The sequence below is a fragment of the Simplicispira piscis genome, assembly GCF_054783455.1.
This window is the reverse complement of record NZ_BAAGQN010000018.1, coordinates 188,023-210,435: the sequence shown is the minus strand read 5'-3', so window position 1 is coordinate 210,435 and position 22,413 is coordinate 188,023. Positions and strand designations below refer to the sequence as shown.

Here is a 22,413-nt window from a genome sequence, read left to right as displayed (position 1 = left end):
GCCCGGAATCGGCTGGCGCAGTAGCAAAGTGCCCCGCTTTTTTATGCTCTGCCGATGATGGAGGCTGTGGCCATGAGTTCTTCGAGCAGCGCAAACGACACCTTGCCCGACACCGCATACGGGTCGAGCTCGGGCTTCTCGGAATACTTGAGCAAGATGGAGTGGTTGATCTTGGAGAGGTTCACCTGCCCCATCGTCCAGCCACCAAAGCGCCTTTCGGCAATTTCTTCGTAGTGCAGCAGTTCGACGTCTTTGTGGCGCGGATCGCGCTGGATGTGGCCATACAGGTCGCTCACGGCCGCACGGCCGCCTTCGATGGCTTGCAAAAAGATGCCCCCGCCGTAGCACAGCACTCCGGTGATGCCACAACCGGGGTTGTGCTGGCGCGACTGCGTCAGGATGGCTTCGATGGCTGCGGGAGAGGTATCCACCGCGCGGCTGGCGTAAAGCAGGCGTACCAACATGGTCAGTTCTTTCCGGGGATGAGGGACAAAAATTCGCGGCGCAGCGATGGGTCTTTGAGGAACACGCCGCGCATCACGGAGTTGATCATCTTGCTGTCCATCTCGCGCACACCGCGCCAGGACATGCAGAAATGGCTGGCTTCCATGACGATGGCCAAACCGTCGGGTTGGGTTTTTTCCATGATCAGATCGGCCAGTTGCACCACGGCTTCCTCCTGGATCTGTGGGCGGCCCATGATCCAGTCCACCAGACGCGCGTACTTGGATAGGCCGATCACGTTGGTGTGCTCATTGGGCATGACACCGATCCAGATCTTGCCGATGACGGGGCAGAAATGGTGGCTGCAGGCGCTGCGCACCGTGAGCGGGCCCACGATCATCAGCTCGTTCAGGTGCTCGGCGTTCGGAAATTCGGTGATCGGTGGCTGGGGCACGTAGCGGCCCTTGAACACCTCATTGAGGTACATCTTGGCCACGCGGCGCGCGGTGTTCTGGGTGTTGTGGTCGGTGTCGGTATTGATGACCAGGCTGTCGAGCACGCCCTGCATCTTGACCTCAACCTCGTCCAGCAAAGCCTCTAGTTCTTCAGGCTGGATGAACTCGGCAATGTTGTCGTTGGCGTTGAAGCGCTTGCGCGCTGCGACGAGTCGCTCACGGATCTTGACGGAAACAGGAACCCCTTCATCCCGGGGATCGGGCGCCATGTCGGCTGCAGTTGGTCTGGACATGATCGCATCGTACCAGCGATCAAACGCCATCGTTTTTCAGGGTTTTTAGCCCTCTAGCGCTTACCCATCAAGCGCAATCAGCTATCAATTAGATAGCGATCTATCGCCTGCACATCAATAGCGGCTGCCCGTGAGCCACAGCGCCAGCCGCACCAGCACAAAGGCCACGCGGTCCAGCACCCGCTCGCGCCAGGTGCGGTCGGCATAACGCGCGGGGTCCAGGCCCCGGCCCTCGTGCTGCATGGCATGCTCCAGGCGCGCGCGCAACTCGGCGGCAAAGGCAGCGTCTTCGACCACCACATTGGCTTCACGGGCGAGCAGCAGACTCAGCGGATCGAGGTTGGAGGAACCGACCGTGGCCCAGGGCCTGGCGCCCAGGGCATCGATCACCGCCACCTTGGCATGCAGAAAACTGGGCTCGTATTCATGGATCTCGATCCCGGCCTTGAGCAGCGCGCCATACACGGGCCGCGCCGCGTGGTACTGCATGAAATACTCGTAACGCCCCTGCAGCAACAGGCGCACCCGCACGCCCCTGCGGGCCGCCATGACCAGCGCACGGCGCAGCTTGCCGCCGGGCAAGAAGTAGGCGTTGGCGATGATGATTTCCTCGCGTGCCGTGCCAATCGCTCGGCGGTAGGCCTTTTCGATACGGGTACGGTGGCGCACGTTGTCGCGCAGCAGCAGGGCGGCACGCATGTCGCTGTGGCTGTCGGGCGACGTGTCTTCATGCCGTGCTGCGCTGGCCGCTCGCAAGGCGCGCAAGGCCTCAGGCAGGCGGCGCTGGCGCACATCGCGCACGGCTTGCATGCGCCACCACAGCTGCTCCATGGCATCGCTGGCGGGCACCACCAGGCTGCCTGTCACCGCCACGGCAAAGTCGAGCCGCGGCGCTGTCAGAACACCATGGTTGGGGTCATGGAAGTCGTCCAGCACATTGATGCCGCCACAGAACAGCAAGTGCCCATCAACCACGCACATCTTGCGGTGCAGGCGACGCCAGCGCTGTGGCAACAACAGCCCCAGGGGACCGAGCGGCGAATACACCTGCACCTGCACGCCCGCACTGCGCATGCGATCGGCCCACGCCTGCGGCAAGCGGCCCGTGCCCACACCATCGACCACGAGGTGCACATGCACACCCCGCAAGGCGGCCCGCATCAGGGCCTCGGCCACACTGGCGCCAGACTCTGTGAAATCGAAAATATAGGTCTCGAACTGGATATCGGCCAGGGCGGCATCCATGGCCTCGATCAGGGCGGGAAAATACTCCTGCGCCCCCTGGAGCAGCCGAACCTGGTGATCCGGATAAAAATCGGGCACCTTTGCCATCAGAGCCTGAATTCGGCAATCAGCGGCAAATGGTCAGACATGCGCCACCAGATGCGCCCACGCGGCACATGCAGGCCCAGCGGCGTCAGGCCGCGCACATAAACATGGTCCAACTGCGCCAGCGGTAGCCGCGCCGGGTAGGTAAAGGCGCGGGCATCGTCAAACTCATACAGACCAAAACCGGCGAGCATGCGCTTGATCTGCAGGCCCCAATCGTTGAAGTCTCCGGCGACGACCAGCGGAGCGCCCTTGGGCACCTCACGCTCGATAAAGCGCTGCAGCTGCCCGATTTGCCGTATGCGGCTGCCCGGGATAAGCCCCAGGTGCACCACGATGACGTGCACCTGGCGGCCATGCGCCCCCACTTCCACGTGCAGCAGACCGCGCTGCTCGAACCGGTGGTCGGAGATATCTTCGTGCTGGTGCCCGATGACCGGCCAGCGCGTCAGCAGCGCGTTGCCGTGCTCGCCATGTTTGGTGAACGCATTGGTGCGGTACACCGCCTCATAACCCTCGGGGGCAAGATACTCGGCCTGGGGCACATCGGGCCAACGCTGAAAATAGGCCGCCTCGCGCCGGTGCAGTTTGCGCACTTCCTGCAGGCAGACGATGTCGGCGTCGAGCTGCTCGACCGCCAGGCCCAGGTTGTGGATCTCCAGCCGACGCGCCGGGCCAAGGCCCTGCACTCCTTTGTGGATGTTGTACGTGGCAACCCGCAAGATGTCGTCGTTTTCCATCGGATCATTTTCTACCACCTGGGCACGATGCGCTACGGCTAAGGATGTTTGCGGGGCCCACAACGAGAGGCCCGACACACACTCAAGACATCCTCCTACACCCTGTGGGCCGCCCGCTGCCCATCAGGCGGCGATTTGCCACACCATCACGCAGGCCTGTTTACACAATGGGCTCGGTCCCCGCAAAACGCGGCAACAACAGGCAGGCTTCAGCGTTGGACGGTGAATAGCAGGCCAGGGCAGCGTCCCGCCAGCCAAGCCATTGCCAGGCCACATGTTCGCGCGGGCTCAGTTGCACGGCGGTGCCTTCCGGCACTTCCAGGCTAAAGATGTGCTCCGTGTTCTCGCGCACACCCGGCGCATAACGGTGCAGCCACTGGGGGTAGATGCTGTAGACGTTTTCCAGACACCAATCACGCAGCACACAGCCCGGTGCATCGGCGGCAATACCCGTTTCTTCCCACACCTCGCGCACCGCCGTTGTCCGGAAATCCTCTTGCAGCGTATCCTTACTGCCCGTGACGGACTGCCAGAAAGGCCCACCCTCCGGCGCATCACCCACCCGGCGGATCAGCAGCACATCGAGCGCCGGCGTATGAATCACCACCAGCACCGACTCCGGGATCTTGCAGGCCTGCTGCACACTGGCGACCACGCCGTCAGCTCCCGGTGGAACGCACGGCGGGAACCGGCGGCGGAAGCGTCTTCGCCTGCAGGGCGCGCACTTGCAGCACCAGCTGGTTGTGGGCGTCCAGAAACGCTGCGGCGATGACCTTGCCCTCGTTGGTATTGCTCCAGCCCGCGCCCGCAGCGCCGCCGAGCTTGCCAAACACCAGTCCTCCCACGCCCAGGTCGGTGGTGCGCGCCGAACCCGTGGCAGCGGCCACCTGCTCGGTGGTTTCGTTGTCCGACAACAGCAGCGCCGTTTGCGCCTCTTTGAACTTGACTTGCTCCACCAACCCGGCCAGCCCTGCAATGTCGCGCAGCACCGGAATCATGGCCACCACACCCGCCAGCCCGCGCCCTGCATCTTGCTCGCTGAACGTGAGGCTGGGCGTCAGCGTGTACTGGGCCTCATAGCCCTTGCCTTTGGCCACGGTGGAGTTCTGCCGCAGCACGCCCGACTCCTTCAGGTCCTGCTCCTGGATCGTGCCGCGCAAACCCGCGTTGCGGTCCACCACGCGAAAGCAGCCGCTCTGCTGCGCCAGCAGCTTGAGGAGTGGGACGGGTGAGGCGGGCAGCTGGTAGCCTGCCCCCATCACATAACCGCTCGGGTTTTCGGCCAGCGCCAGGGTGGCCACGGGCGCGTCGCAACGCACCAGCTCACGCGCCGCGTTCTGCGCGCCCTGCGGGCCTGCTGAGCCCGTGACCACCGATCCGCCCTGGCCCAGTTCGGTTTTCTTTTCGCCGCAGGCGGCCAGCGCCAGCAGCGCAGCCAACGCAATGCCAATGCGTGCGTTGACAAGACGATTGACGTTCATCATTTGAGAAAAATCAGGATGTCGAGCGGGGACAAAAAAGGGCGCCACAAAGGCGCCCTATCGATTCTGCCCGAAGGCTTGCAAACGATCAGCCCGCCTTGGCGGCGTCGACGGTGCGCAGACGAATATGCAGCTCGCGCAACTGCTTTTCATCCACAGGCGACGGAGCCTGGGTCAGCAGGCACTGGGCGCGCTGGGTCTTGGGGAAGGCGATCACATCGCGGATCGACTCGGCGCCGGTCATCATGGTGACGATGCGGTCCAGGCCAAAGGCCAAGCCACCGTGCGGGGGCGCGCCGTACTGCAGTGCGTCGAGCAGGAAACCGAATTTCTGCTGCGCTTCTTCGGGCGTGATCTTGAGGGCGTCAAACACTTTTTGCTGCACGTCGGCGCGGTGGATACGCACCGAGCCACCGCCCATCTCCCAACCGTTCAGCACCATGTCATAGCCCTTGGAGATGCACTTCTCAGGCGCGGTGACCATGTAGTCCTCATGGCCGTCCTTGGGCGCCGTGAACGGATGGTGCACCGCCACCCAGCGGTCGTTTTCTTCGTCGTGCTCGAACATGGGGAAGTCCACCACCCACAGCGGTGCCCAGCGGTCTTCGAACAGGCCGTTTTTCTTGCCGAACTCGCTGTGACCGATCTTGATGCGCAGCGCGCCAATGGCGTCGTTGACGACCTTTTCCTTGTCGGCACCAAAGAACAGCAGGTCGCCGTCTTGTGCGCCCGTGCGCTTCAAGATCTCGGCGATCGCGGCGTCGTGGATGTTTTTGACGATGGGGCTTTGCAGGCCATCACGGCCCTTCGCCAATTCGTTGACCTTGATGTAGGCCAGACCCTTGGCGCCGTAGATCTTGACGAATTCGGTGTAGCCGTCGATCTCGCCGCGCGAGAGGCCGCCCGTCTCACGCGCGCCACCAGGCACACGCAGCGCCACCACGCGGCCCTTCTTCATGTTGGCGGCGCCCGAGAACACCTTGAAGTCCACGTCCCTCATCACGTCGGTGAGTTCGGTGAATTCAAGCTTCACGCGCAGGTCGGGCTTGTCCGATCCAAAGCGGTAGGCGGCGTCCTGGTAGGTCATGACCGGGAACTCGCCCAGGTCCACGCCCAGCGTGTTCTGGAACACGGTCTTGATCATCTCTTGCGTCAGATCGCGAATGTCCTGCTCTTCCATGAACGAGGTTTCGATATCGATCTGGGTGAATTCGGGCTGGCGGTCGGCGCGCAGGTCTTCGTCGCGGAAGCACTTGGTGATCTGGTAGTAGCGGTCAAAGCCCGCCACCATCAAGAGCTGCTTGAACAGCTGGGGCGATTGGGGCAGCGCGAAAAACTGGCCATCGTGCACACGGCTGGGCACGAGGTAGTCGCGCGCGCCTTCGGGTGTGCTCTTGGTGAGCATGGGGGTTTCGATGTCCACGAACCCATGCGTGTCGAGGAACTTGCGCACTTCCATGCTGACGCGGTAGCGCAGCATGAGGTTGTTTTGCATGTACGGGCGGCGCAGGTCGAGCACGCGGTGCGTGAGGCGCGTGGTTTCCGACAGGTTTTCTTCGTCGATCTGGAAGGGGGGCGTTACAGAGGGGTTGAGCACATTCAACTCGTGGCACAACACCTCGATCTTGCCGCTCTTCAAATTGTCGTTGGTGGTGCCGGCCGGGCGCGCGCGCACCAGGCCCTTGACCTGCACGCAGAACTCGTTGCGCACTTCTTCGGCGGTGGCAAACATCTCGGCACGGTCAGGGTCACACACCACCTGCACCGAGCCTTCGCGGTCGCGCAGGTCAATAAAGATCACACCGCCATGGTCGCGGCGGCGGTTCACCCAGCCAGAGAGGGTGACGGTTTGGCCCAGCAGGGCTTCGGTCACAAGACCGCAATAGTGAGAGCGCATGGCCATGGCAGAACTTCCGGCACCCAGAGGGGCGCATTAAAAAATTACGAAGATGTCTCAAGAACCGGGTCGCTGGGAGCAACCACGCCCATGGAGACGATGTAGCGCAGAGCAGCATCCACGCCCATTTCGAGCTCGATGCAGTCGCTCTTGCGCACCATCACGAAATAGCCACCCGTGGGATTGGGGGTGGTGGGCACGTATACGCTGACGAATTCGTCGCGCAGGTAGGCCGCCACCTCGCCGCTGGGCGCACCAGTGATGAAAGCCACCGTCCATACACCCTCACGCGGCCACTGCACCAGCACGGCGGTGCGAAAAGCATTGCCGCCCTCGGAAAACAAAGTGTCCGACACCTGCTTGACGCTGGAATAGATGGAGCGCACCACCGGAATGCGGCTGACCAGCGCGTCGCCCCATTGCAACAGCTTGCGCCCGGCAATATTGCTGGTGGTGGCGCCCACCACCAACAGGATCAACAAGGTCAGCAGGACACCGAAGCCCGGGATGTGAAAGCCCAGCAAGCGGTCGGGATGCCACGCCACGGGCAGGATCAGCAAGGTCTGGTCCAGCAGCCCGACGATCCAGTTGAGCACCGCGATGGTGATCGCTCCGGGAACGATCACCAGCAAACCGGTAAAGAGCCATTTGCGCAGCGGGGCCATCTGGGCTTTCAGGGCGTGGGAGTGGTGCCTGCAGCGGGTGCGACAGGAGCGACAGTGGAACTTGCGCTGGATTCTTTGGCTACCGGAGCAGCTTCGGTAGCGCCGCCACTACCGGCATCGATGCTCGGGGCCGCTGTGGGCGAACCCCCGCGAAAGTCGGTGGCGTACCAGCCCGAACCTTTGAGCTGAAAGCCCGCAGCCGTCACTTGTTTGGAAAATGCCTCGGCACCGCAGGCCGGGCACACCGTCAGTAACGGATCCGAGATTTTTTGCAGCACATCCTTGGCATGGCCACAGGAGCCGCATTTGTAGGCGTAAATTGGCATGTCGTAAGCCTGGATTGAAAGTGCAAAGCCTTCAATTATAGGCGGCAGCCCCCAAAATCAAGGGCGTGCCTGCACTGCATTCAGGCGGCGCTGCCCTCGTAGTGGTGTACCTGGCCCTTGTGGTTGGGGATGAACTGGGGCGCCAACGACCCCGCCACCATGCCCACCACGGCAGCCAGCACGCCCGCCAGTTGCTGCGGAAACGCCTCTGAGAGCATGGGGCTGGCCACGAACAGCAGCCACACGCCCAGCCCCAGGCTCACTGCCGCCAACGCCCCCTGGGAGGTAGCGCGTTTCCAGTACAGGCCAAAAACCAGCGGAACGAACGCACCGACCAAAGGCACCTGGTAGGCGCCTGACACCATTTCATAGATCGATGTGCCCTGCATGGTGATCGCATAAGTCAGCACGCAGGCCGTGAACACCAGCACCGAAATACGCATGGCCTTGAGCGTGACGGCATCGCTCATGCCCGGACGCAGGTTGCGCAGGATGTTCTCGACAAAAGTGGTGGAAGGGGCCAGCAAGGTGGCCGATGCCGTGGACATGATGGCCGACAGCAGCGCCCCAAAAAAAGCAATCTGCAGAGCCAAAGGCATGCGCTCCATCACCAGCGTGGGCAGCACCTTTTGGGGGTCGTCTCTGAGCAGCGCCTGCGCTGTTTCGGGCATGATCAGCACAGCGGCCGTCACAACGAACATCGGGATAAAGGCGAACAACAGGTAAAGCGCGCCACCGATGACCGGGCCAATGCGTGCCGTGCGAGCACTATTGGACGACATGACGCGCTGGAACACATCCTGCTGCGGAATCGAGCCCAGCATCATGGTGATGGCGGCGGCAAAGAAAAAGGTCCATTCCTTGAGCCCGCCATTTTGCGGAAAGAAATGAAACTTGCCTTCACGCGCCGCAAAGTCGACCACCTTGCCTGCGCCACCCGCCAGATCGGCGGCAAACCAGGCGATGGCAATAAGGCCCAGCGCAATCACGATCATCTGCACAAAATCGGTCAGCGCCACAGACCACATCCCACCATACAAGGTGTAGACCAGCACAATGGCCGTGCCCAGCACCATGCCGGCCGTGACCGAGATCGTCCCTTGGGTCAGCAGGTTGAACACCAGACCCAGCGCCGTGATCTGCGCGGCCACCCAGCCCAGATAACTGAAAATGATGATGCCCGAGCACACCACCTCGATGGTGCGGCCAAAGCGCAGGCGGTAGTAATCGCCCAGGGTGATCAGGTTTTTCTGGTACAGGCGGTAGGCAAAGAACAGGCCCACCAGGATCAAGCACATCGAGGCGCCAAACGGGTCTTCCACCACTTCCCCCAGCCCGCCTTCGACAAACCGGGCAGACACCCCCAGCACCGTCTCCGATCCAAACCAGGTGGCAAAGGTGGTGGCAATCACCACCGCCAGGGGCAGGCTGCGCCCCGCGACGGCGTAGTCGGCCGTGTTGTGCACACGGGTCGCCGCATACAGCCCGATGCCGATCGATGCCAGCAAATACAGAACGATGAAAGTGACCAGCATGCGCCGCTCCGCTGTGAGGTGATGTGGGTTAAAAGAAAACGACGCGCATTATCTGCGCAACCCACGCCTGTCCGTGTGGCACAGGCGGGACATTGGGCGCAAACCCCTAGAAAAGGCTGACCCGCACGATGGCCTGCATGACAATCAGGCCCAGCACAAAGCCGATACAGACATACACCAGACCTTGCAACAGGCGGTTGGTATGCCGCTGCTCCTTGAGCAGCTCGAGCAGCTCACGGTTTTGCTCCAGCGCAGGCTGGCGCTGCAAGTGATCATGCAGAAGCCGTGGCAGCGCGGGCAAAATTTTGGCGTAGTGCGGCGCCTGGGCGCGCAGTTCCCGCTTGAAGCGCTGGGGGCCAAGCTGGTCGAGCATCCACTTTTCCAGAAAAGGCTTGGCCGTGCTCCACAGGTCCAAATTCGGATCGAGCTGGCGGCCCAGCCCCTCAATGTTGAGCAGTGTTTTTTGCAGCAGCACGAGCTGCGGCTGAATCTCTACATTGAAGCGCCGCGAGGTCTGGAACAGGCGCATGAGCACCATGCCCAGCGAAATTTCCTTGAGCGGACGGTCGAAATACGGCTCACACACGGTGCGAATGGCCCCTTCGAGTTCGTTGATCCGCGTGCCCGGTGGCACCCAGCCGCTCTCGATGTGCAACTCGGCCACGCGCTTGTAGTCACGCCGGAAAAAGGCCGCAAAGTTTTGCGCCAGGTATTCCTTGTCCGATTCGGTCAGGGTGCCGACGATGCCAAAGTCGAGCGAAATGTAACGCCCAAAGGTGGCCGGGTCCAGGCTGACCTGGATGTTGCCGGGGTGCATGTCGGCGTGAAAAAAGCCGTCACGGAACACCTGCGTGAAGAAAATGGTGACGCCATCGCGCGCCAGTTTCGGGATATCCACCCCCGCATCGCGCAGGCGCTGCACCTGGCTGATGGGTACGCCATTCATGCGCTCCATCACCATCACCTCAGGGTGGCAGAAATCCCAGTGGATGATGGGCACTTCCACCAGGTTCAGCCCCTCCATGTTCCGCCGCAGTTGCGCGGCATTGGCCGCCTCGCGCACCAGGTCCAGCTCGTCGTGGAGGTAGTTGTCGAACTCGGCCACCACCTCGCGCGGCTTGAGGCGCTTGCCGTCGGCCGACAAGCTCTCGACCCAGCCCGCCATCATGCGCATGAGGCTGAGATCCTTCTCGATGACCGGCAGCATCCCTGGACGCAACACCTTCACCGCAACCTTGTGCAGCGCCCCATGGCGATCGCGCAGCGTGGCGAAATGCACCTGGGCAATGGAGGCGCTGGCCACGGGCTCGCGCTCGAACGACTCAAAAACCTCGGCCACGGGGCGGCGAAAAGCCCGCTCGATGGTGGCGACGGCCACGGCCGAGTCAAACGGGGGAACGCGGTCCTGCAGGTGGGCCAGTTCGTCGGCAATATCGGGCGGCATAAGGTCGCGCCGCGTGGACAGCACCTGCCCAAACTTGACAAAAATGGGGCCCAGCCGTTCGAGCGCCTCGCGCAGGCGCTGGCCCCGGGGGGCACTGAGATCGCGCCCCACAGAAACGATGCGGGCCAGCAGGCGCAGCCAAGGTTTCTGGAAGCTGGTCAGCACCAACTCGTCAAGGCCAAAGCGCAACACCACCCAGACAATGGTGGCGCCACGAAAGAAGCGCTTCATGGAATGGTGCGGTCCGCAGACCACGCAGAGGCGCTGCCGGGCGCACGGCTTTGCACAAATCCGCGCAGGGCGTGCATCGCGCCGCGCGCAATGCTGGCCAAGGTGTGCGCCGGCACATCGCCCAGCAGCCGAGCGAGATCCTCCTCCAGCTCCCAGCGCAGGTTGTCGGCCAGCCACTGGATGTCACCGGCAAACTGCACATCTCCGTCAATACGCACCGTTGGGCGGTCACCGCGCAGCGCGGCCTGGGCCAAATCCAGCGGCGAGGTTTGCGTCACTTCCAGCCGCAGGTCCGGCGTAGCGCCCTCAGCGGCCTTGTCGAACAGACCGGCGGGGGTGATTTGCAGCGCCATGAAGAACTGACGCCACTGCACACGCACCACGCGACCCCGCCGGGGCAGCAGGCGCTGGGTGGCCGCGGGTTCCTGCATCAGCACATGGTTGAGCAACAGCACCACGCGGTGCTGCATCTCGTGCACCAGCCATTGCGGGGGCTGCGGACCAGCGGCGACGCGCTCGAACACGCTGCCAAGAAAAGAAAAAGGGGACTGTGTTGCCATAGTCCCCGATTATTCCCTGAACCGCGCCTACTGCACGGATTGACCGCAAATCACTGCAATGCTTGCACCCCGGACACCAGCCAGCCTGACGAGCCACTCTTGGCCTTGGTCATGTTCCAGACTTCGCGGAACGGGCTGGGACCCGCCGAAGCGTCTTCGCGGATCATGCCGGAGAACTCGATGCTGGCCATGTAGCCTTCGTCCAATTCTTCGATGCCCAGCAACTGGGCCTCGATCATGACCACATCGGTCTGGTTGGGATGCTCGCCACCATGGGTTTCGCGCTCTGCCAGCTGGGTGCGAATTTCGTCCAGCATGGCGTCGGTCATCATGGAGCGCAGCGTGGCGATGTCGGAGCGGTCCCAGGCGGCCTGCAGCGTGATGAAGTTGCGTTTAGCCGCTTCGGTAAAGCCCGCCACGTCAAAACCTTCGGGCACACCCCAGTTTTGCGACCCGGCCAAAGCCGAGCCGATCACCACGCCATTACCGCCGCTGGCCTGGCGCTGCGCATCAAAAGCCATGCTGCTGCGCTCCCAGGGTCGTGCCGAGGCGTCGTTGCCTACCTTGTCGGGGCTGTAATCTTTGGGGGCATAGGCGCCTTCGGGGGTCGAGGAGCCTGCTCCCTGGAAGGCCAATGGCGAGCCGCCCTGGCCTGCGCCAGGCCCCTTGCGGGAGCGCATGAACATCTTGAACACCGCAAACGCCGCCATGGCCATCAAGGCAATCAGCAGGAACTGGCCAAACCCGGCTCCCAGACCCAGCGAATGGGCCAGCCAGGCCAGGCCCAAGCCAGCGGCCAGGCCACCGAGCATGGCGCCCCAAGGCTTCCTGGGCGCTGCGGCTGCGGGGGCCGCTGCCGGTGCGCCAGGCTTGGCAGCAGCATTGTTGGCGTTCTGGGCAGGCGCCGCCGGTGCGGCATTGCGCTGCGTCACGTTGCTCGACTGCTGGCCGAACGATTTTCCGCCGCCCATGCGCCGGGCTTGCGCATCGGGCTGAACCATCAATAGGAAGGCCACGAACAAAGCAGGCAAGAGTTTTTTCATGTCGGAGGTCTCCTGGTTTTCAACATTTGATACCCACATGCAGGGCAACGACACCGCCCGTCATGTTGTGATAGTCCACATGGCCAAAACCGGCCCGGTGCAGCATGGCTTTGAGTTCATCCTGGTCCGGGTGCATTCGGATCGATTCGGCCAGGTAGCGGTAGCTGTCGGCGTCGCCAGTGATCATCTTGCCAATGCGGGGCAGGATGTTGAAGGAATACCAGTCGTACGCCTTTGCCAACGGCCGCGCCACCTTGGAGAATTCCAGCACCAGCAGCTTGCCGCCGGGTTTGAGCACACGGCACATTTCCTTCAGCGCCACATCCTTGTGCGTCATGTTGCGCAGTCCAAAGGCCACGCTGACCACATCAAAGTGCTGGTCAGGGAAAGGCAGGCTCTCGGCGTCGCACACCAGGGTGGGCAGCAGCACACCGGCATCGATCAGGCGGTCACGGCCCACGCGCAGCATGGCTTCGTTGATGTCGGTGTGCACCACACGGCCCGTGGCGCCCACCTTGCGGGCAAAGGCCAACGAAAGATCGCCCGTGCCGCCGGCAATGTCGAGCACCTGGCTGCCTTCGCGCAGGTTGGCCACCATCACGGCGTAGGCCTTCCAGGCACGGTGCAGGCCGCCAGACATCAGGTCGTTCATCACGTCGTACTTGGACGCCACCGAATCAAACACGCCACGCACATGGCGAGCCTTGTCTTTCTCGTCGACCGACTGGAATCCGAAATGCGTGGTGCTCATGGTTTAGATGCTATCTGTTATCAGGACAACCCTGCGATACCGTTGGTTATCTGATTTAAAGGGAAAAATGGCCGGAGCGCCCGACTATAAAGCGCTAATAGCTATCAATAAAGCAGCGAATGCTGCTCGGTTTTCAATGACTGGAACAGCCCGAACCGGACTGGCGCGTGGCTTTAGAGGGCATGGGTGCATCGCGGTCCGCGCCTGCGGCCTCGAGGCGGGCCAGGTAGGCCTGCCACATCGCGTCCTGGCGCTGGCCAAGTTCGTACAGGTAGTCCCACGTAAAAATGCCGCTGTCGTGGCCGTCGGAAAATGCGGGCTGCACAGCATAGTTGCCCACCGGCTCCAGACCGACCAGCGTCACTTCGCGCTTGCCCGTCTGCAGCACTTCCTGGCCCGGGCCATGGCCCATCACCTCGGCGGAAGGGGAATACACACGTAGCAATTCAAACGGCAGGCGAAAGGCCACGCCGTCGGAGAACACCACCTCCAGCACGCGCGATTGTTCATGCACCGTGATCGACTGGGGCGTGGGCGCGCCCGGTTTCAAACCTGCCATGGGGATTTACCTGTGAAAAAGAATGCCGTAATAACCGACATTCTCCCATCGCGCTGTGCTACATGCCCGAGTAGTTCGATCCACCGCCGCCTTCGGGCGTGACCCACACGATGTTCTGCGTCGGGTCCTTGATGTCGCAGGTCTTGCAGTGCACGCAGTTCTGAGCGTTGATCTGCAGGCGCTGCGCGTTGCCGCCCTTGGCTTCGTCGGGCACGAACTCGTACACACCAGCGGGGCAATAGCGGGCTTCGGGCCCGGCGTACTTCGCCAGGTTGATCTGGACCGGCACGCTGGCATCCTTGAGCGTGAGGTGCGAAGGCTGGTTTTCAGCGTGGTTGGTGTTGCTGATGAACACGCTCGAGAGCCGGTCGAAGGTGAGCTTGCCGTCGGGCTTGGGGTAGACGATGGGCTTGCACTCGCTGGCCGGCTTGAGGTAGGCGTGGTCGGGCTTGTCGCGGTGCAGCGTCCATGGAATATGGCCGCGCAGCACGAAATGCTCGAAGCCGTTCATCAGCGTGGCCGTGGTCAGGCCGTATTTGAACCAATTCTTGAAGTTGCGGTCTTTGTTCAGCTCGGTGTGCAGCCAGCTGGCCTCGAAAGCCTTGGGGTAGGCGCTCAGTTCGTCGTGCTGGCGACCGGCCACGATGGCATCAAACGCGGCTTCGGCGGCCAGCTTGCCGGTCTTGATGGCTGCGTGGCTGCCCTTGATGCGGCTGACGTTCAGGTAGCCGGCATTGCAGCCCACCAGCGCACCGCCCGGGAACACTGTCTTGGGGAGCGAGTTGATGCCGCTGGCGTTGATGGCGCGCGCGCCATACGACAGGCGCTTGGCCGTGATTTCGCCCTGGGCGTTTTCGAAGTAGTAGCGGACGTTGGGGTGCGTCTTCCAGCGCTGGAATTCTTCGAACGGGCTCAGGTAGGGGTTGGTGTAGCCCAGGCCGGTGACAAAGCCCACAGCCACCTTGTTGTCCTCCATGTGGTACATGAAGGCGCCGCCATAGGTACTGCTGTCCATGGGCCAGCCGGCGGAGTGCATGACAAAGCCGGGCTGGTGGCGGGACGGGTCGATTTCCCACAGCTCCTTGATGCCGATACCAAAGCTTTGGGGGTCGCGGTTTTCATCGAGCTTGTAGCGTGCGATCAACTGCTTGCCCAGGTGGCCGCGTGCGCCTTCGGCAAACACGGTGTACTTGGCGTGCAGTTCCATGCCCAGCTGGAAGTCGCCCGTGGGTTCTCCTTCCTTGCTGATGCCCATGTTGCCGGTGGCCACGCCCTTGACGGCGCCTTGTTCGTTGTAGAGCACCTCGGCGGCGGCAAAACCGGGGAAGATTTCCACGCCCAGGGCCTCGGCCTGCTCGGCCATCCATTTGCTGACGTTGCCCAGGCTGACGATGTAGTTGCCGTGGTTGTGCGCAAACGGGGGCAGCACCATGTTGGGCACACGAAAGCCCGAGCGCTCGCTCAGGAACATGTAGGCGTCTTCGGTCACTGGCTGGTTCAAAGGCGCGCCGCGCTCTTTCCAGTCAGGAATCAGCTCGGTCAAAGCCTTGGGGTCCATGATGGCGCCCGAGAGGATGTGCGCGCCGGGCTCCGAACCTTTTTCGAGCACCACGACCGAGACATCCTGGCCGCGTTCAGCCGCCAACTGCTTGAGGCGGATGGCCGTGGCCAGGCCGCCGGGGCCACCGCCCACGACCACCACGTCGTATTCCATGGCTTCGCGCGGACCAAATTGAGCGAGGATTTCTTCGTTTGTCATGGCGCTGCTCACACCCGCTCCAGAACAACGGCAATGCCCTGCCCCACGCCGATGCACATGGTGCACAGCGCATACTTGCCGCCCGTGGCGTGCAGGCGGTTGACGGCGGTGGTCGCCAGGCGCGCGCCGCTGGCCCCCAGCGGGTGGCCCAGTGCAATGGCGCCGCCCCAGGCGTTGACGCGCGCGTCGTCGTCCTTCAAACCCAAGGCGCGCAGCACGGCCAGGCCCTGGGCGGCGAAGGCTTCGTTGAGTTCGATCACGTCCATGTGGTCGATGGTCAGGCCCGTCTGCGCCAGCACCTTGAGCGTGGCGGGCGTGGGGCCAAAGCCCATGATGCGCGGCGCCACACCGGCGGTGGCCATGCCGACCACGCGGGCGCGCGGGGTCAGGCCGTTCTTGGCGGCGCTGGCTTCGCTCGCCAGCAGCAGGGCGCAGGCGCCGTCGTTCACGCCCGAGGCGTTGCCGGCGGTGACGGTGCCGTCCGGGCGCACGACGCCCTTGAGCTTGGCCAGCGCTTCGAGGCTGGTCTCGCGCGGGTGTTCGTCCTGGCTGACGATGAGGGCGTCGCCCTTCTTCTGCGGGATGTGCACCGGCACGATTTCGCGCGCCAGGTGGCCGGCCTGGATGGCGGCCACGGCGTTCAACTGGCTGCGCAGCGCCATGCGGTCTTGCGCTTCGCGTTCGATCTTGAATTCGATGGCGACGTTCTCGGCCGTTTCGGGCATGGAATCCACGCCGTACTGTTCCTTCATCCGCTTGTTGATGAAGCGCCAGCCGATGGTGGTGTCATACACCGCATTGTTGCGGCTGAAGGCACTTTCGGCTTTGGGCATGACGAAGGGGGCGCGGCTCATGCTTTCCACGCCGCCGGCGATCATGAGGCTGGCTTCACCGGCCTTGATGGCGCGCGCCGCCGTGCCCACGGCGTCCAGGCCCGAGCCGCACAGGCGGTTGATGGTGGCGCCGGGCACGTCGATCGGCAGGCCCGCCAGCAGGCTGGCCATGTGGGCGACGTTGCGGTTGTCTTCGCCGGCCTGGTTGGCGCAGCCATAGAGCACGTCGGTGACGGAGGCCCAGTCCACGCCGGGGTTGCGCTCCATCAGCGCCTTGAGGGGGATGGCGCCGAGGTCGTCGGTGCGCACCGAACTGAGGGCGCCGCCGTAGCGGCCGATGGGGGTGCGGATGGCGTCGCAGATGAAGGCTTGGGTCATGGTGTCAACACATTCAAGGGTGATTTCATTTCAGTGGTCGATGCGCAGGACGAGCTTGCCGAACTGCGCGCCCGACTCCAGGCGGTCGAGCGCGGCATGCACATCGTCGAGCGGGTATTCACTGTCGATCACCGGCCGCAGGCCGGTGCGCTCGACAAAGCCGAGCAGATCACGGAACTCGCCATGGCTGCCCAGGCTGGAGCCGAAGATCTGCAACTGGCGCACGAAGAGGCGGCGCAGGTCCGCACCTGGCTGGTCGCCCGTGGTGGCGCCGCAGGTGACCAGGCGGCCACCGCGCACCAGCGACTTCAGGGCAGACGGCCAGGTGACCGCGCCCGTGTTCTCGAACACCACATCCACACCACGCCCGCCCGTGAGGGCCATGACCTCTTTCACCACATCGCCGGTCTTGCCATGGATGCCGTGATCGGCCCCCATCGCTCGTGCCCGTTCGAGCTTGGCATCGTCGCGCGAGGTCACGATGACGCGCGCGCCTACCGCCTTGGCCAGTTGCAGCGCCGCCAGCGAAACGCCGCCACCGATGCCGAAGACCAGCACCGTCTCCCACGGCTGAAGCCGCGCCTTGGAAAACAGCATGCGCCAGGCCGTGAGGTGGTTGACACCGAGGGCGGCCGCCTCGGCAAAATCCAGGTGTGCGGGCTTGGGAAACACCTGGGCCGCTGGCAGGCCGACCCACTGCGCAAAGGTGCCGTCGCGGTGCTCGCCCAGGAACTGGATGCGCACGCACAGGGCCGTGTCACCGCGCTGGCAGAACTCGCAGCGGCCGCAGCCGATGCCGGGGTGCAGCACCACCTCCTGGCCCGGGCGCAGCAGGGGTTCATCCGCATCCACGGCCTCCACCGTGCCCGCGCCGTCGAGCCCCAGGATCTGCGGCAAGCGGTGCGTGATGCCGGCACCGCTGTCGCGCATGTAGAGGTCCACGCGGTTGAGCGTGGCCGCGCGCATGCGCACCACCACCTGCCCTGGGGCGGCGGACGGCTTCTCGCGCTGCCCGATCTGGACGACCTCGTTGCCCCCATGGCCGGTGATGTATGCCGCTTTCATGCTTTCACTCCATCGCAGGCTGGCCTGCCCAGCACGGTGCTGGGCAAAGCACAAATCACATCTTGCACAAAGGCGATGCAGCGGGCGTGATCGTGGCCGGGTACGACTGCTCGATGACTGGGCGCAGCACGCCGTCGGCCATTTTCACGCGCGCCACGTAGTTGGGAATGATCATCTGGTTGTCGGCCGCGCGCACCAGGGCCTTGCCGTACAGCGTATCGACCGTGGCGCCGCGCAGGGCCTTGGTCACGTCTTCGGGCTTGACGCTCTTGGCCAGCGTCACGCCCTGGAACAGCACCATGGCGCCGTTGTAGGCCTGGGCTTCGGTGTCGGATGGCAGGCGGTTGAACTTGGCCTTGAACGCGGCCACGAAAGCCTTGGAAGCGTCGGAATCGACGTCGGGCGTGTAGCCCACGTTGCCCGGCATGCCCTCCATCAACTTGCCCGTGGCGTTGATGATGAAGTCGGACACCACCGCGTGGCCGATCATCGGGGTCTTCAGGCCGAAGTCGGCAGCCTGCTTGACGAAGGCAATGGCACCCGCCACCTCAGCCACCCAGATCGCGTCCACGTTGGCGGCCTTGAGCTGCTGGATGTAGGGCGCGTAGTCCTTGGTGCCCATGGGCACGAAGAGCTTGAGTGTCACCTTCTTGCCCTGGGCGGTCACGGTTGATTCGAAGGCCTTGGCCGAATCGTGGCCCCAGACGTAATCGGCCGCCATGATGGCGAAGTTATTGCCCTTGATGGTCTTTGCCCACTCGCCAATCATGGCCAGGTCCATCGCGTCGGAATGATTGGTGCGAATGAAGCGGGCGTTGCAGGCATCCTGGGTCAGCTTGTCAGCCTTGGAGATGCTGCCGATCAGCGCGGCATCCCAACGGCCCAGGTTCTGGCTGATGGCCAGCGAGATCGACGAGGCGATGGGGCCGATCAACAGGTTGTGGCCGTCGCGGGCTAGCTTTTCCGCCGCGCGGCGGCCGCCGTCGGGCGTGCTTTCGTCATCGCCCTCGGCCAGGAGGATCTTGCGGCCGTCCACGCCGCCCTTGGCGTTGGCCTCGTCCACGGCGAACTTGACGCCGTTGATCACATGCACGCCCATGGCGGAGTAAGCGCCCGACTTGGTCGACACCAGGCCGATCTTGATCGGCTCCTTGGTCTGGGCCACTGCGCTCAGGGGCAGCGCGGCTACCAGAACGACGCCAGCGAGCATTTGTTGAAATTTTATGGTCTTGAACATGGTTGTCTCCTGAAAAATACCGGAAAAGGTCCGGCGGCCGGGTGCACTGCAATCAAACCATCACGTGTTTTTCGATGTCCTTCAGGCAATCGCGGGAGTTCTCAACACTGCCCTCGGCCACCACCGCGCCCTTGGCCATGGCCAGGTAGCGCTGCGCCACGCGCACCACCAGGCTCATGTTTTGCTCGATCAGCAGCAGGGCCGTGCCCTGCGCTGCCACCTGGTTGAATATGTCGGCCAGCTGGTCCACGATGACGGGCGCCAGGCCTTCGGTGGGCTCGTCGAGCAGGATCAGGCGGGGGTTGGCCATCAGCGCACGGCCCACGGCGAGCATCTGCTGCTGCCCGCCCGACAGCGCCGTGCCCGGGGTGTGGGCACGCTCCTGCAGGATGGGGAACAGCTTGTAGATTTCGGGCACGTTCCAGGGCCCCTTGCGGCCCACGGCAGCGCCCAGGTGCAGGTTCTCCTCCACCGTCAGGTTGGCCACGATGCGGCGCCCCTGCGGCACCACCGCGATACCGTGCTGCGCGGCGATATAGGGCCGGGGTTTGGTAATCGTCACGCCGCCAAACTGGATGTCTCCCGCACGCAGATGGGCCAGGCCCAGGATGGTGTTGACCACCGTGGTCTTGCCCACGCCGTTGCGGCCAATCAGCGCCACGCGCTCGCCAGCGCTCACATGCAGGCCCAGGCCATGCAGGATGTGGGCCGCACCATAGAAGGCATGGACGCCATGCAGGTTCAACAAGGCGCTCATGCGGCACTCCCCAGGTAGGCTTCGCGCACCCGCGGATCGGCGCGCACGGCGGCCGGCTCGCCGCTGGCGATGACGCGGCCGAGTTCAAACACGGTGACGGCGTCCGAAATGCCGAACACCACATCCATGTCGTGCTCCACCAGCAGCACCGAGACGTCCCAGCGCGCGGTCATCGCGCGCAGGTGCTGCGCCAGGTCCATCGACTCCTTCACCGACAGGCCGGCCATGGGCTCGTCGAGCATGAGCAGCTTGGGCCGACCCACCAGGGCCAGGGCCAGGTCCAGGCGGCGTTGCTCGCCGTAGCCCAGGTCTTCGGCGATGGCATGGCTCAGGCGGGCCAGGTCCAGCTCGCGCAGCACGGCGTCGGCATCCGCGCCGGGGTCGGGCACGCCCATCTTGTAGGACGCCAGCTCCACCTGCTTGCGCACCGGCATGCCGCCGAAGATGCTGGTGCGCTGGAAGCTGCGCGAGAGGCCCCGCTGGCGGCGCTCGACAGCACCCAGGTGGCTCACGTCCTCGCCCGCCAGGATGACTTTGCCGCGCGTGAGGCGCGTGCGGCCGGTGATGGCATCGATCACCGTGGACTTGCCCGCACCATTGGGGCCGATGAGGCCGCGGATCTGGCCTTTTTCCAGGGTGAGTGCCACCCCGTCCAGCGCTTTGACGCCGCCATAGTGGATGGCCACGTCTTCGACTTGGAGAACGTAGGGGTTCATGTGTGTGTCCTTTGCGCCGTGCGCTCAGTGGCCGCCAGCATGGGGCATGCCCTGGGGCTTCTTGCCCCGGATCAACCGCTGCGCGGCACCGATGATTCCGTCGGGCGCGAACACGATGACCGCGATCAGGATTGCCCCGAAAATGGCCATTGAGTGCGTGGCGTACTCGCCCAGCAAATCCTTGAAAAGGAAATAAAGGATGGCGCCCACGATGGGGCCCAGGGGCTTCTTGAAGCCGCCCACCACCACCATCAGCAAAGTGATAGCCGAGACGCTCCAGTGCAGGTTTTCGGGCGAGACGAAGCCCGTGTTGAACACCGACAGCAGCCCGGCGATGCCGGTGACCACCGCCGACAGCGCATACACCAGGGCCCGCGGCACGGTGGTGGTGAAGCCGATGAAGCGGGCGCGCTCCTCGTTGTCGCGGATGGCCTCGGTGATGGCGCCAAAGCGGGTGCGCAGGATCAGCAGCAGCGCCACGGTCACCAGCACCATCAGCACCCAGGCGATCATGAACAGCGTGGCCGGTTTGAGCAGCACCGACTGCTGCAGGCCAAACAGGGTGGACGGCCAGTGGACGCTCATACCGTCCGCGCCTCCGGTGATGCCACGGGCCCGCGACGCCAACAAATAGGCCATCTGGCCGATGGCCAGGGTCAACATGCCGAACGCAATGCCCGGCACCCGAACGATGACCAGGCCGATGAGAAATGCCAGCACGCCGATGGCCAGCAACACCACCAGAATGGCCCACTCGGCCGGCATCCACTCCAGAGTCAGGATGACACCCATGCCGTAACCGGCGGCGCCGAAGAACAGCGCATGGCCAAAGCTGACCAGGCCGTTCTGCTTGAGCAAAACACCCACCCCCAGGGCGAAGATGGCGTAGATGATGGCCTGGGTGAACATACCCAGGAGGTTGCTGGACGTGGTCAACAGCAGGATGGCAACCCCTGCCAGCAGGGCGAGGAGCGAGAGGACGCTGGTACGGATGAGACCCATGGTTTTTCTCCCAGCTTTCAGGTGCGGCTGCCGGCCAGGCCGGAGGGCTTCCAGACCAGGATGGCGATCATGAAGATGAAGGGCAGCAGCACCGACACCTCCGGCAGGTACACGGCTCCCACGGCCTGCATCATTCCCAGCAGCAACGCGGCGATGAAAGCGCCGGCCAGCGAGCCCAGGCCGCCAATCACCACCACCACGAAGGAGTCGATCAGCACGTCCGAGCTCATGTGCGGCGACAGCGACAGAAAGGGTCCTGCCACCACACCGGCCAGGCCGGCCAGTGCGCTGCCCAGGCCCACCACACCAGCGCTCAGCGCGTCGGTATTGACGCCCTGCATGGAGGTGGTCACCGGGTCGGTGCTGGCCGCGCGCACAAACAGGCCGATGCGGGAAAAACGCAGCCACAGCGTCAGCCCCAGGGCCACCGCCGCGCCGACCACGATCACGCCAATGCGGTAGGCCGGAACCTCATTGCCCCAAAGGTTGACCGAGAAGTTGAGCAGCTCGGGCGTGAACAGCGAGAGATTGGCCTTGCCCCAGATGAAGACCACCAGGTCTTCGAGGATGAGCAGCAGGCCGAAGGTCACCAACATCACGTTGAGCGGCTCGCGGTCCTGCAGCAGGCGAAAGCCGTAGCGGTCGAGCAGCACCCCCACCCCGGCCATGACCAGGGGCACCACCAGCAGCGCCACCCAGAAGTTGCTGTGCTGCGCCACCGAAAACCCGATGTACGCCCCCAGCATGTAGAGCGCGCCATGGGCAAAGTTCACCACACGCCGCAGGCCATAGATCAGCGCCAGGCCCGAACTCATCACGATGAGCAGGGCGCCGTACACCAATCCGTTGAAAAGATTGATCGTCAACATGTTCTTGTCTCCTGGTGCGGGTTCTCGTGGCCCGTCTGGGGACC

The 22,413-nt window shown here is 63.8% G+C and carries 23 protein-coding genes; all 23 read right to left on the bottom strand.

The window, feature by feature from the left end; all coding sequences use genetic code 11:
- Window positions 1-41 precede the first annotated feature (41 nt).
- The 23 genes from ACYVOC_RS14490 to ACYVOC_RS14380 all read right to left on the bottom strand — a co-directional run bounded on the left by ACYVOC_RS14490 (window position 42) and on the right by ACYVOC_RS14380 (window position 22,369).
- On the bottom strand, window positions 42-464 hold the full coding sequence (locus ACYVOC_RS14490; RefSeq protein ID WP_116003087.1) for a BLUF domain-containing protein: 423 nt from the start codon (window positions 462-464) through the stop codon (window positions 42-44).
- Window positions 465-466: 2 nt separating this feature from the next.
- On the bottom strand, window positions 467-1,192 hold the full coding sequence (gene folE, locus ACYVOC_RS14485; RefSeq protein ID WP_116005918.1) for a GTP cyclohydrolase I: 726 nt from the start codon (window positions 1,190-1,192) through the stop codon (window positions 467-469).
- Between the two features lie 114 nt (window positions 1,193-1,306).
- Window positions 1,307-2,524 (bottom strand): cardiolipin synthase ClsB, encoded by a 1,218-nt coding sequence (clsB, locus tag ACYVOC_RS14480; RefSeq protein ID WP_461162259.1) that lies wholly within the window; start codon window positions 2,522-2,524, stop codon window positions 1,307-1,309.
- On the bottom strand, window positions 2,524-3,261 hold the full coding sequence (locus ACYVOC_RS14475) for an endonuclease/exonuclease/phosphatase family protein (protein WP_461162258.1): 738 nt from the start codon (window positions 3,259-3,261) through the stop codon (window positions 2,524-2,526). Before ACYVOC_RS14475 ends, clsB begins: the two co-directional genes overlap by 1 nt.
- A gap of 160 nt (window positions 3,262-3,421) precedes the next feature.
- Window positions 3,422-3,916 (bottom strand): dihydroneopterin triphosphate diphosphatase, encoded by a 495-nt coding sequence (gene nudB, locus ACYVOC_RS14470; protein ID WP_116003084.1) that lies wholly within the window; start codon window positions 3,914-3,916, stop codon window positions 3,422-3,424.
- 4 nt (window positions 3,917-3,920) lie between these two features.
- On the bottom strand, window positions 3,921-4,742 hold the full coding sequence (locus tag ACYVOC_RS14465; RefSeq protein ID WP_461162257.1) for a CsgG/HfaB family protein: 822 nt from the start codon (window positions 4,740-4,742) through the stop codon (window positions 3,921-3,923).
- Between the two features lie 88 nt (window positions 4,743-4,830).
- On the bottom strand, window positions 4,831-6,645 hold the full coding sequence (gene aspS / locus ACYVOC_RS14460) for an aspartate--tRNA ligase (protein ID WP_461162256.1): 1,815 nt from the start codon (window positions 6,643-6,645) through the stop codon (window positions 4,831-4,833).
- 38 nt (window positions 6,646-6,683) lie between these two features.
- Complete coding sequence (locus tag ACYVOC_RS14455) at window positions 6,684-7,304, bottom strand: DUF502 domain-containing protein (protein ID WP_116003082.1); 621 nt, start codon at window positions 7,302-7,304, stop codon at window positions 6,684-6,686.
- Between the two features lie 8 nt (window positions 7,305-7,312).
- Window positions 7,313-7,630, bottom strand: coding sequence for an FmdB family zinc ribbon protein (locus tag ACYVOC_RS14450; RefSeq protein WP_461162255.1), 318 nt, complete (start codon window positions 7,628-7,630; stop codon window positions 7,313-7,315).
- Between the two features lie 80 nt (window positions 7,631-7,710).
- Entirely contained in the window at window positions 7,711-9,165 is a 1,455-nt protein-coding gene (locus tag ACYVOC_RS14445) for a high affinity choline transporter 1 (RefSeq protein ID WP_116003080.1), read from the bottom strand.
- Between the two features lie 106 nt (window positions 9,166-9,271).
- Complete coding sequence (gene ubiB / locus ACYVOC_RS14440; protein WP_116003079.1) at window positions 9,272-10,840, bottom strand: ubiquinone biosynthesis regulatory protein kinase UbiB; 1,569 nt, start codon at window positions 10,838-10,840, stop codon at window positions 9,272-9,274.
- Entirely contained in the window at window positions 10,837-11,400 is a 564-nt protein-coding gene (locus tag ACYVOC_RS14435; protein ID WP_461162254.1) for a hypothetical protein, read from the bottom strand. Before ACYVOC_RS14435 ends, ubiB begins: the two co-directional genes overlap by 4 nt.
- A 50-nt stretch (window positions 11,401-11,450) precedes the next feature.
- A complete protein-coding gene (locus tag ACYVOC_RS14430) occupies window positions 11,451-12,443 on the bottom strand; it encodes a Tim44 domain-containing protein (protein WP_116003077.1) in 993 nt (330 codons plus the stop codon).
- Window positions 12,444-12,462: 19 nt separating this feature from the next.
- Window positions 12,463-13,194, bottom strand: coding sequence for a bifunctional demethylmenaquinone methyltransferase/2-methoxy-6-polyprenyl-1,4-benzoquinol methylase UbiE (ubiE, locus tag ACYVOC_RS14425; protein WP_116003076.1), 732 nt, complete (start codon window positions 13,192-13,194; stop codon window positions 12,463-12,465).
- A 133-nt stretch (window positions 13,195-13,327) separates the two neighbouring features.
- Window positions 13,328-13,753, bottom strand: coding sequence for a gamma-butyrobetaine hydroxylase family protein (locus ACYVOC_RS14420; RefSeq protein ID WP_461162253.1), 426 nt, complete (start codon window positions 13,751-13,753; stop codon window positions 13,328-13,330).
- A gap of 58 nt (window positions 13,754-13,811) precedes the next feature.
- Window positions 13,812-15,512, bottom strand: a complete 1,701-nt coding sequence (locus ACYVOC_RS14415; protein ID WP_461162252.1) for an electron transfer flavoprotein-ubiquinone oxidoreductase — start codon at window positions 15,510-15,512, stop codon at window positions 13,812-13,814.
- An 8-nt stretch (window positions 15,513-15,520) separates the two neighbouring features.
- Complete coding sequence (gene pcaF / locus ACYVOC_RS14410; RefSeq protein WP_461162251.1) at window positions 15,521-16,723, bottom strand: 3-oxoadipyl-CoA thiolase; 1,203 nt, start codon at window positions 16,721-16,723, stop codon at window positions 15,521-15,523.
- 30 nt (window positions 16,724-16,753) lie between these two features.
- Entirely contained in the window at window positions 16,754-17,788 is a 1,035-nt protein-coding gene (locus ACYVOC_RS14405) for a zinc-binding dehydrogenase (protein ID WP_116005916.1), read from the bottom strand.
- Window positions 17,789-17,843: 55 nt separating this feature from the next.
- On the bottom strand, window positions 17,844-19,025 hold the full coding sequence (locus ACYVOC_RS14400) for an ABC transporter substrate-binding protein (RefSeq protein ID WP_116003072.1): 1,182 nt from the start codon (window positions 19,023-19,025) through the stop codon (window positions 17,844-17,846).
- A 52-nt stretch (window positions 19,026-19,077) separates the two neighbouring features.
- Window positions 19,078-19,782 (bottom strand): ABC transporter ATP-binding protein, encoded by a 705-nt coding sequence (locus ACYVOC_RS14395; RefSeq protein ID WP_116003071.1) that lies wholly within the window; start codon window positions 19,780-19,782, stop codon window positions 19,078-19,080.
- Window positions 19,779-20,498 (bottom strand): ABC transporter ATP-binding protein, encoded by a 720-nt coding sequence (locus tag ACYVOC_RS14390; RefSeq protein WP_116003070.1) that lies wholly within the window; start codon window positions 20,496-20,498, stop codon window positions 19,779-19,781. Before ACYVOC_RS14390 ends, ACYVOC_RS14395 begins: the two co-directional genes overlap by 4 nt.
- Before the next feature lie 24 nt (window positions 20,499-20,522).
- On the bottom strand, window positions 20,523-21,500 hold the full coding sequence (locus ACYVOC_RS14385) for a branched-chain amino acid ABC transporter permease (RefSeq protein ID WP_116003069.1): 978 nt from the start codon (window positions 21,498-21,500) through the stop codon (window positions 20,523-20,525).
- A 17-nt stretch (window positions 21,501-21,517) separates the two neighbouring features.
- Entirely contained in the window at window positions 21,518-22,369 is an 852-nt protein-coding gene (locus ACYVOC_RS14380; protein ID WP_116003068.1) for a branched-chain amino acid ABC transporter permease, read from the bottom strand.
- Between the last annotated feature and the right edge of the window lie 44 nt (window positions 22,370-22,413).

Bases quoted from the DNA above. Each gene is read 5' to 3' on its own strand.
- ACYVOC_RS14385 (WP_116003069.1), bottom strand. From the start codon at position 21,500: ATGGGTCTCATCCGTACCAGCGTCCTCTCGCTCCTCGCCCTGCTGGCA.
- ACYVOC_RS14455 (WP_116003082.1), bottom strand. From the start codon at position 7,304: ATGGCCCCGCTGCGCAAATGGCTCTTTACCGGTTTGCTGGTGATCGTT.
- ACYVOC_RS14400 (WP_116003072.1), bottom strand. From the start codon at position 19,025: ATGTTCAAGACCATAAAATTTCAACAAATGCTCGCTGGCGTCGTTCTG.
- ACYVOC_RS14490 (WP_116003087.1), bottom strand. From the start codon at position 464: ATGTTGGTACGCCTGCTTTACGCCAGCCGCGCGGTGGATACCTCTCCC.
- ACYVOC_RS14465 (WP_461162257.1), bottom strand. From the start codon at position 4,742: ATGAACGTCAATCGTCTTGTCAACGCACGCATTGGCATTGCGTTGGCT.
- ACYVOC_RS14405 (WP_116005916.1), bottom strand. From the start codon at position 17,788: ATGAAAGCGGCATACATCACCGGCCATGGGGGCAACGAGGTCGTCCAG.
- ACYVOC_RS14380 (WP_116003068.1), bottom strand. From the start codon at position 22,369: ATGTTGACGATCAATCTTTTCAACGGATTGGTGTACGGCGCCCTGCTC.
- aspS (WP_461162256.1), bottom strand. From the start codon at position 6,645: ATGGCCATGCGCTCTCACTATTGCGGTCTTGTGACCGAAGCCCTGCTG.
- clsB (WP_461162259.1), bottom strand. From the start codon at position 2,524: ATGGCAAAGGTGCCCGATTTTTATCCGGATCACCAGGTTCGGCTGCTC.
- pcaF (WP_461162251.1), bottom strand. From the start codon at position 16,723: ATGACCCAAGCCTTCATCTGCGACGCCATCCGCACCCCCATCGGCCGC.
- ACYVOC_RS14420 (WP_461162253.1), bottom strand. From the start codon at position 13,753: ATGGCAGGTTTGAAACCGGGCGCGCCCACGCCCCAGTCGATCACGGTG.
- ubiE (WP_116003076.1), bottom strand. From the start codon at position 13,194: ATGAGCACCACGCATTTCGGATTCCAGTCGGTCGACGAGAAAGACAAG.
- ACYVOC_RS14475 (WP_461162258.1), bottom strand. From the start codon at position 3,261: ATGGAAAACGACGACATCTTGCGGGTTGCCACGTACAACATCCACAAA.
- ACYVOC_RS14450 (WP_461162255.1), bottom strand. From the start codon at position 7,630: ATGCCAATTTACGCCTACAAATGCGGCTCCTGTGGCCATGCCAAGGAT.
- ACYVOC_RS14435 (WP_461162254.1), bottom strand. From the start codon at position 11,400: ATGGCAACACAGTCCCCTTTTTCTTTTCTTGGCAGCGTGTTCGAGCGC.
- ACYVOC_RS14395 (WP_116003071.1), bottom strand. From the start codon at position 19,782: ATGAGCGCCTTGTTGAACCTGCATGGCGTCCATGCCTTCTATGGTGCG.
- ACYVOC_RS14390 (WP_116003070.1), bottom strand. From the start codon at position 20,498: ATGAACCCCTACGTTCTCCAAGTCGAAGACGTGGCCATCCACTATGGC.
- folE (WP_116005918.1), bottom strand. From the start codon at position 1,192: ATGTCCAGACCAACTGCAGCCGACATGGCGCCCGATCCCCGGGATGAA.
- ACYVOC_RS14430 (WP_116003077.1), bottom strand. From the start codon at position 12,443: ATGAAAAAACTCTTGCCTGCTTTGTTCGTGGCCTTCCTATTGATGGTT.
- ACYVOC_RS14415 (WP_461162252.1), bottom strand. From the start codon at position 15,512: ATGACAAACGAAGAAATCCTCGCTCAATTTGGTCCGCGCGAAGCCATG.
- ACYVOC_RS14445 (WP_116003080.1), bottom strand. From the start codon at position 9,165: ATGCTGGTCACTTTCATCGTTCTGTATTTGCTGGCATCGATCGGCATC.
- ubiB (WP_116003079.1), bottom strand. From the start codon at position 10,840: ATGAAGCGCTTCTTTCGTGGCGCCACCATTGTCTGGGTGGTGTTGCGC.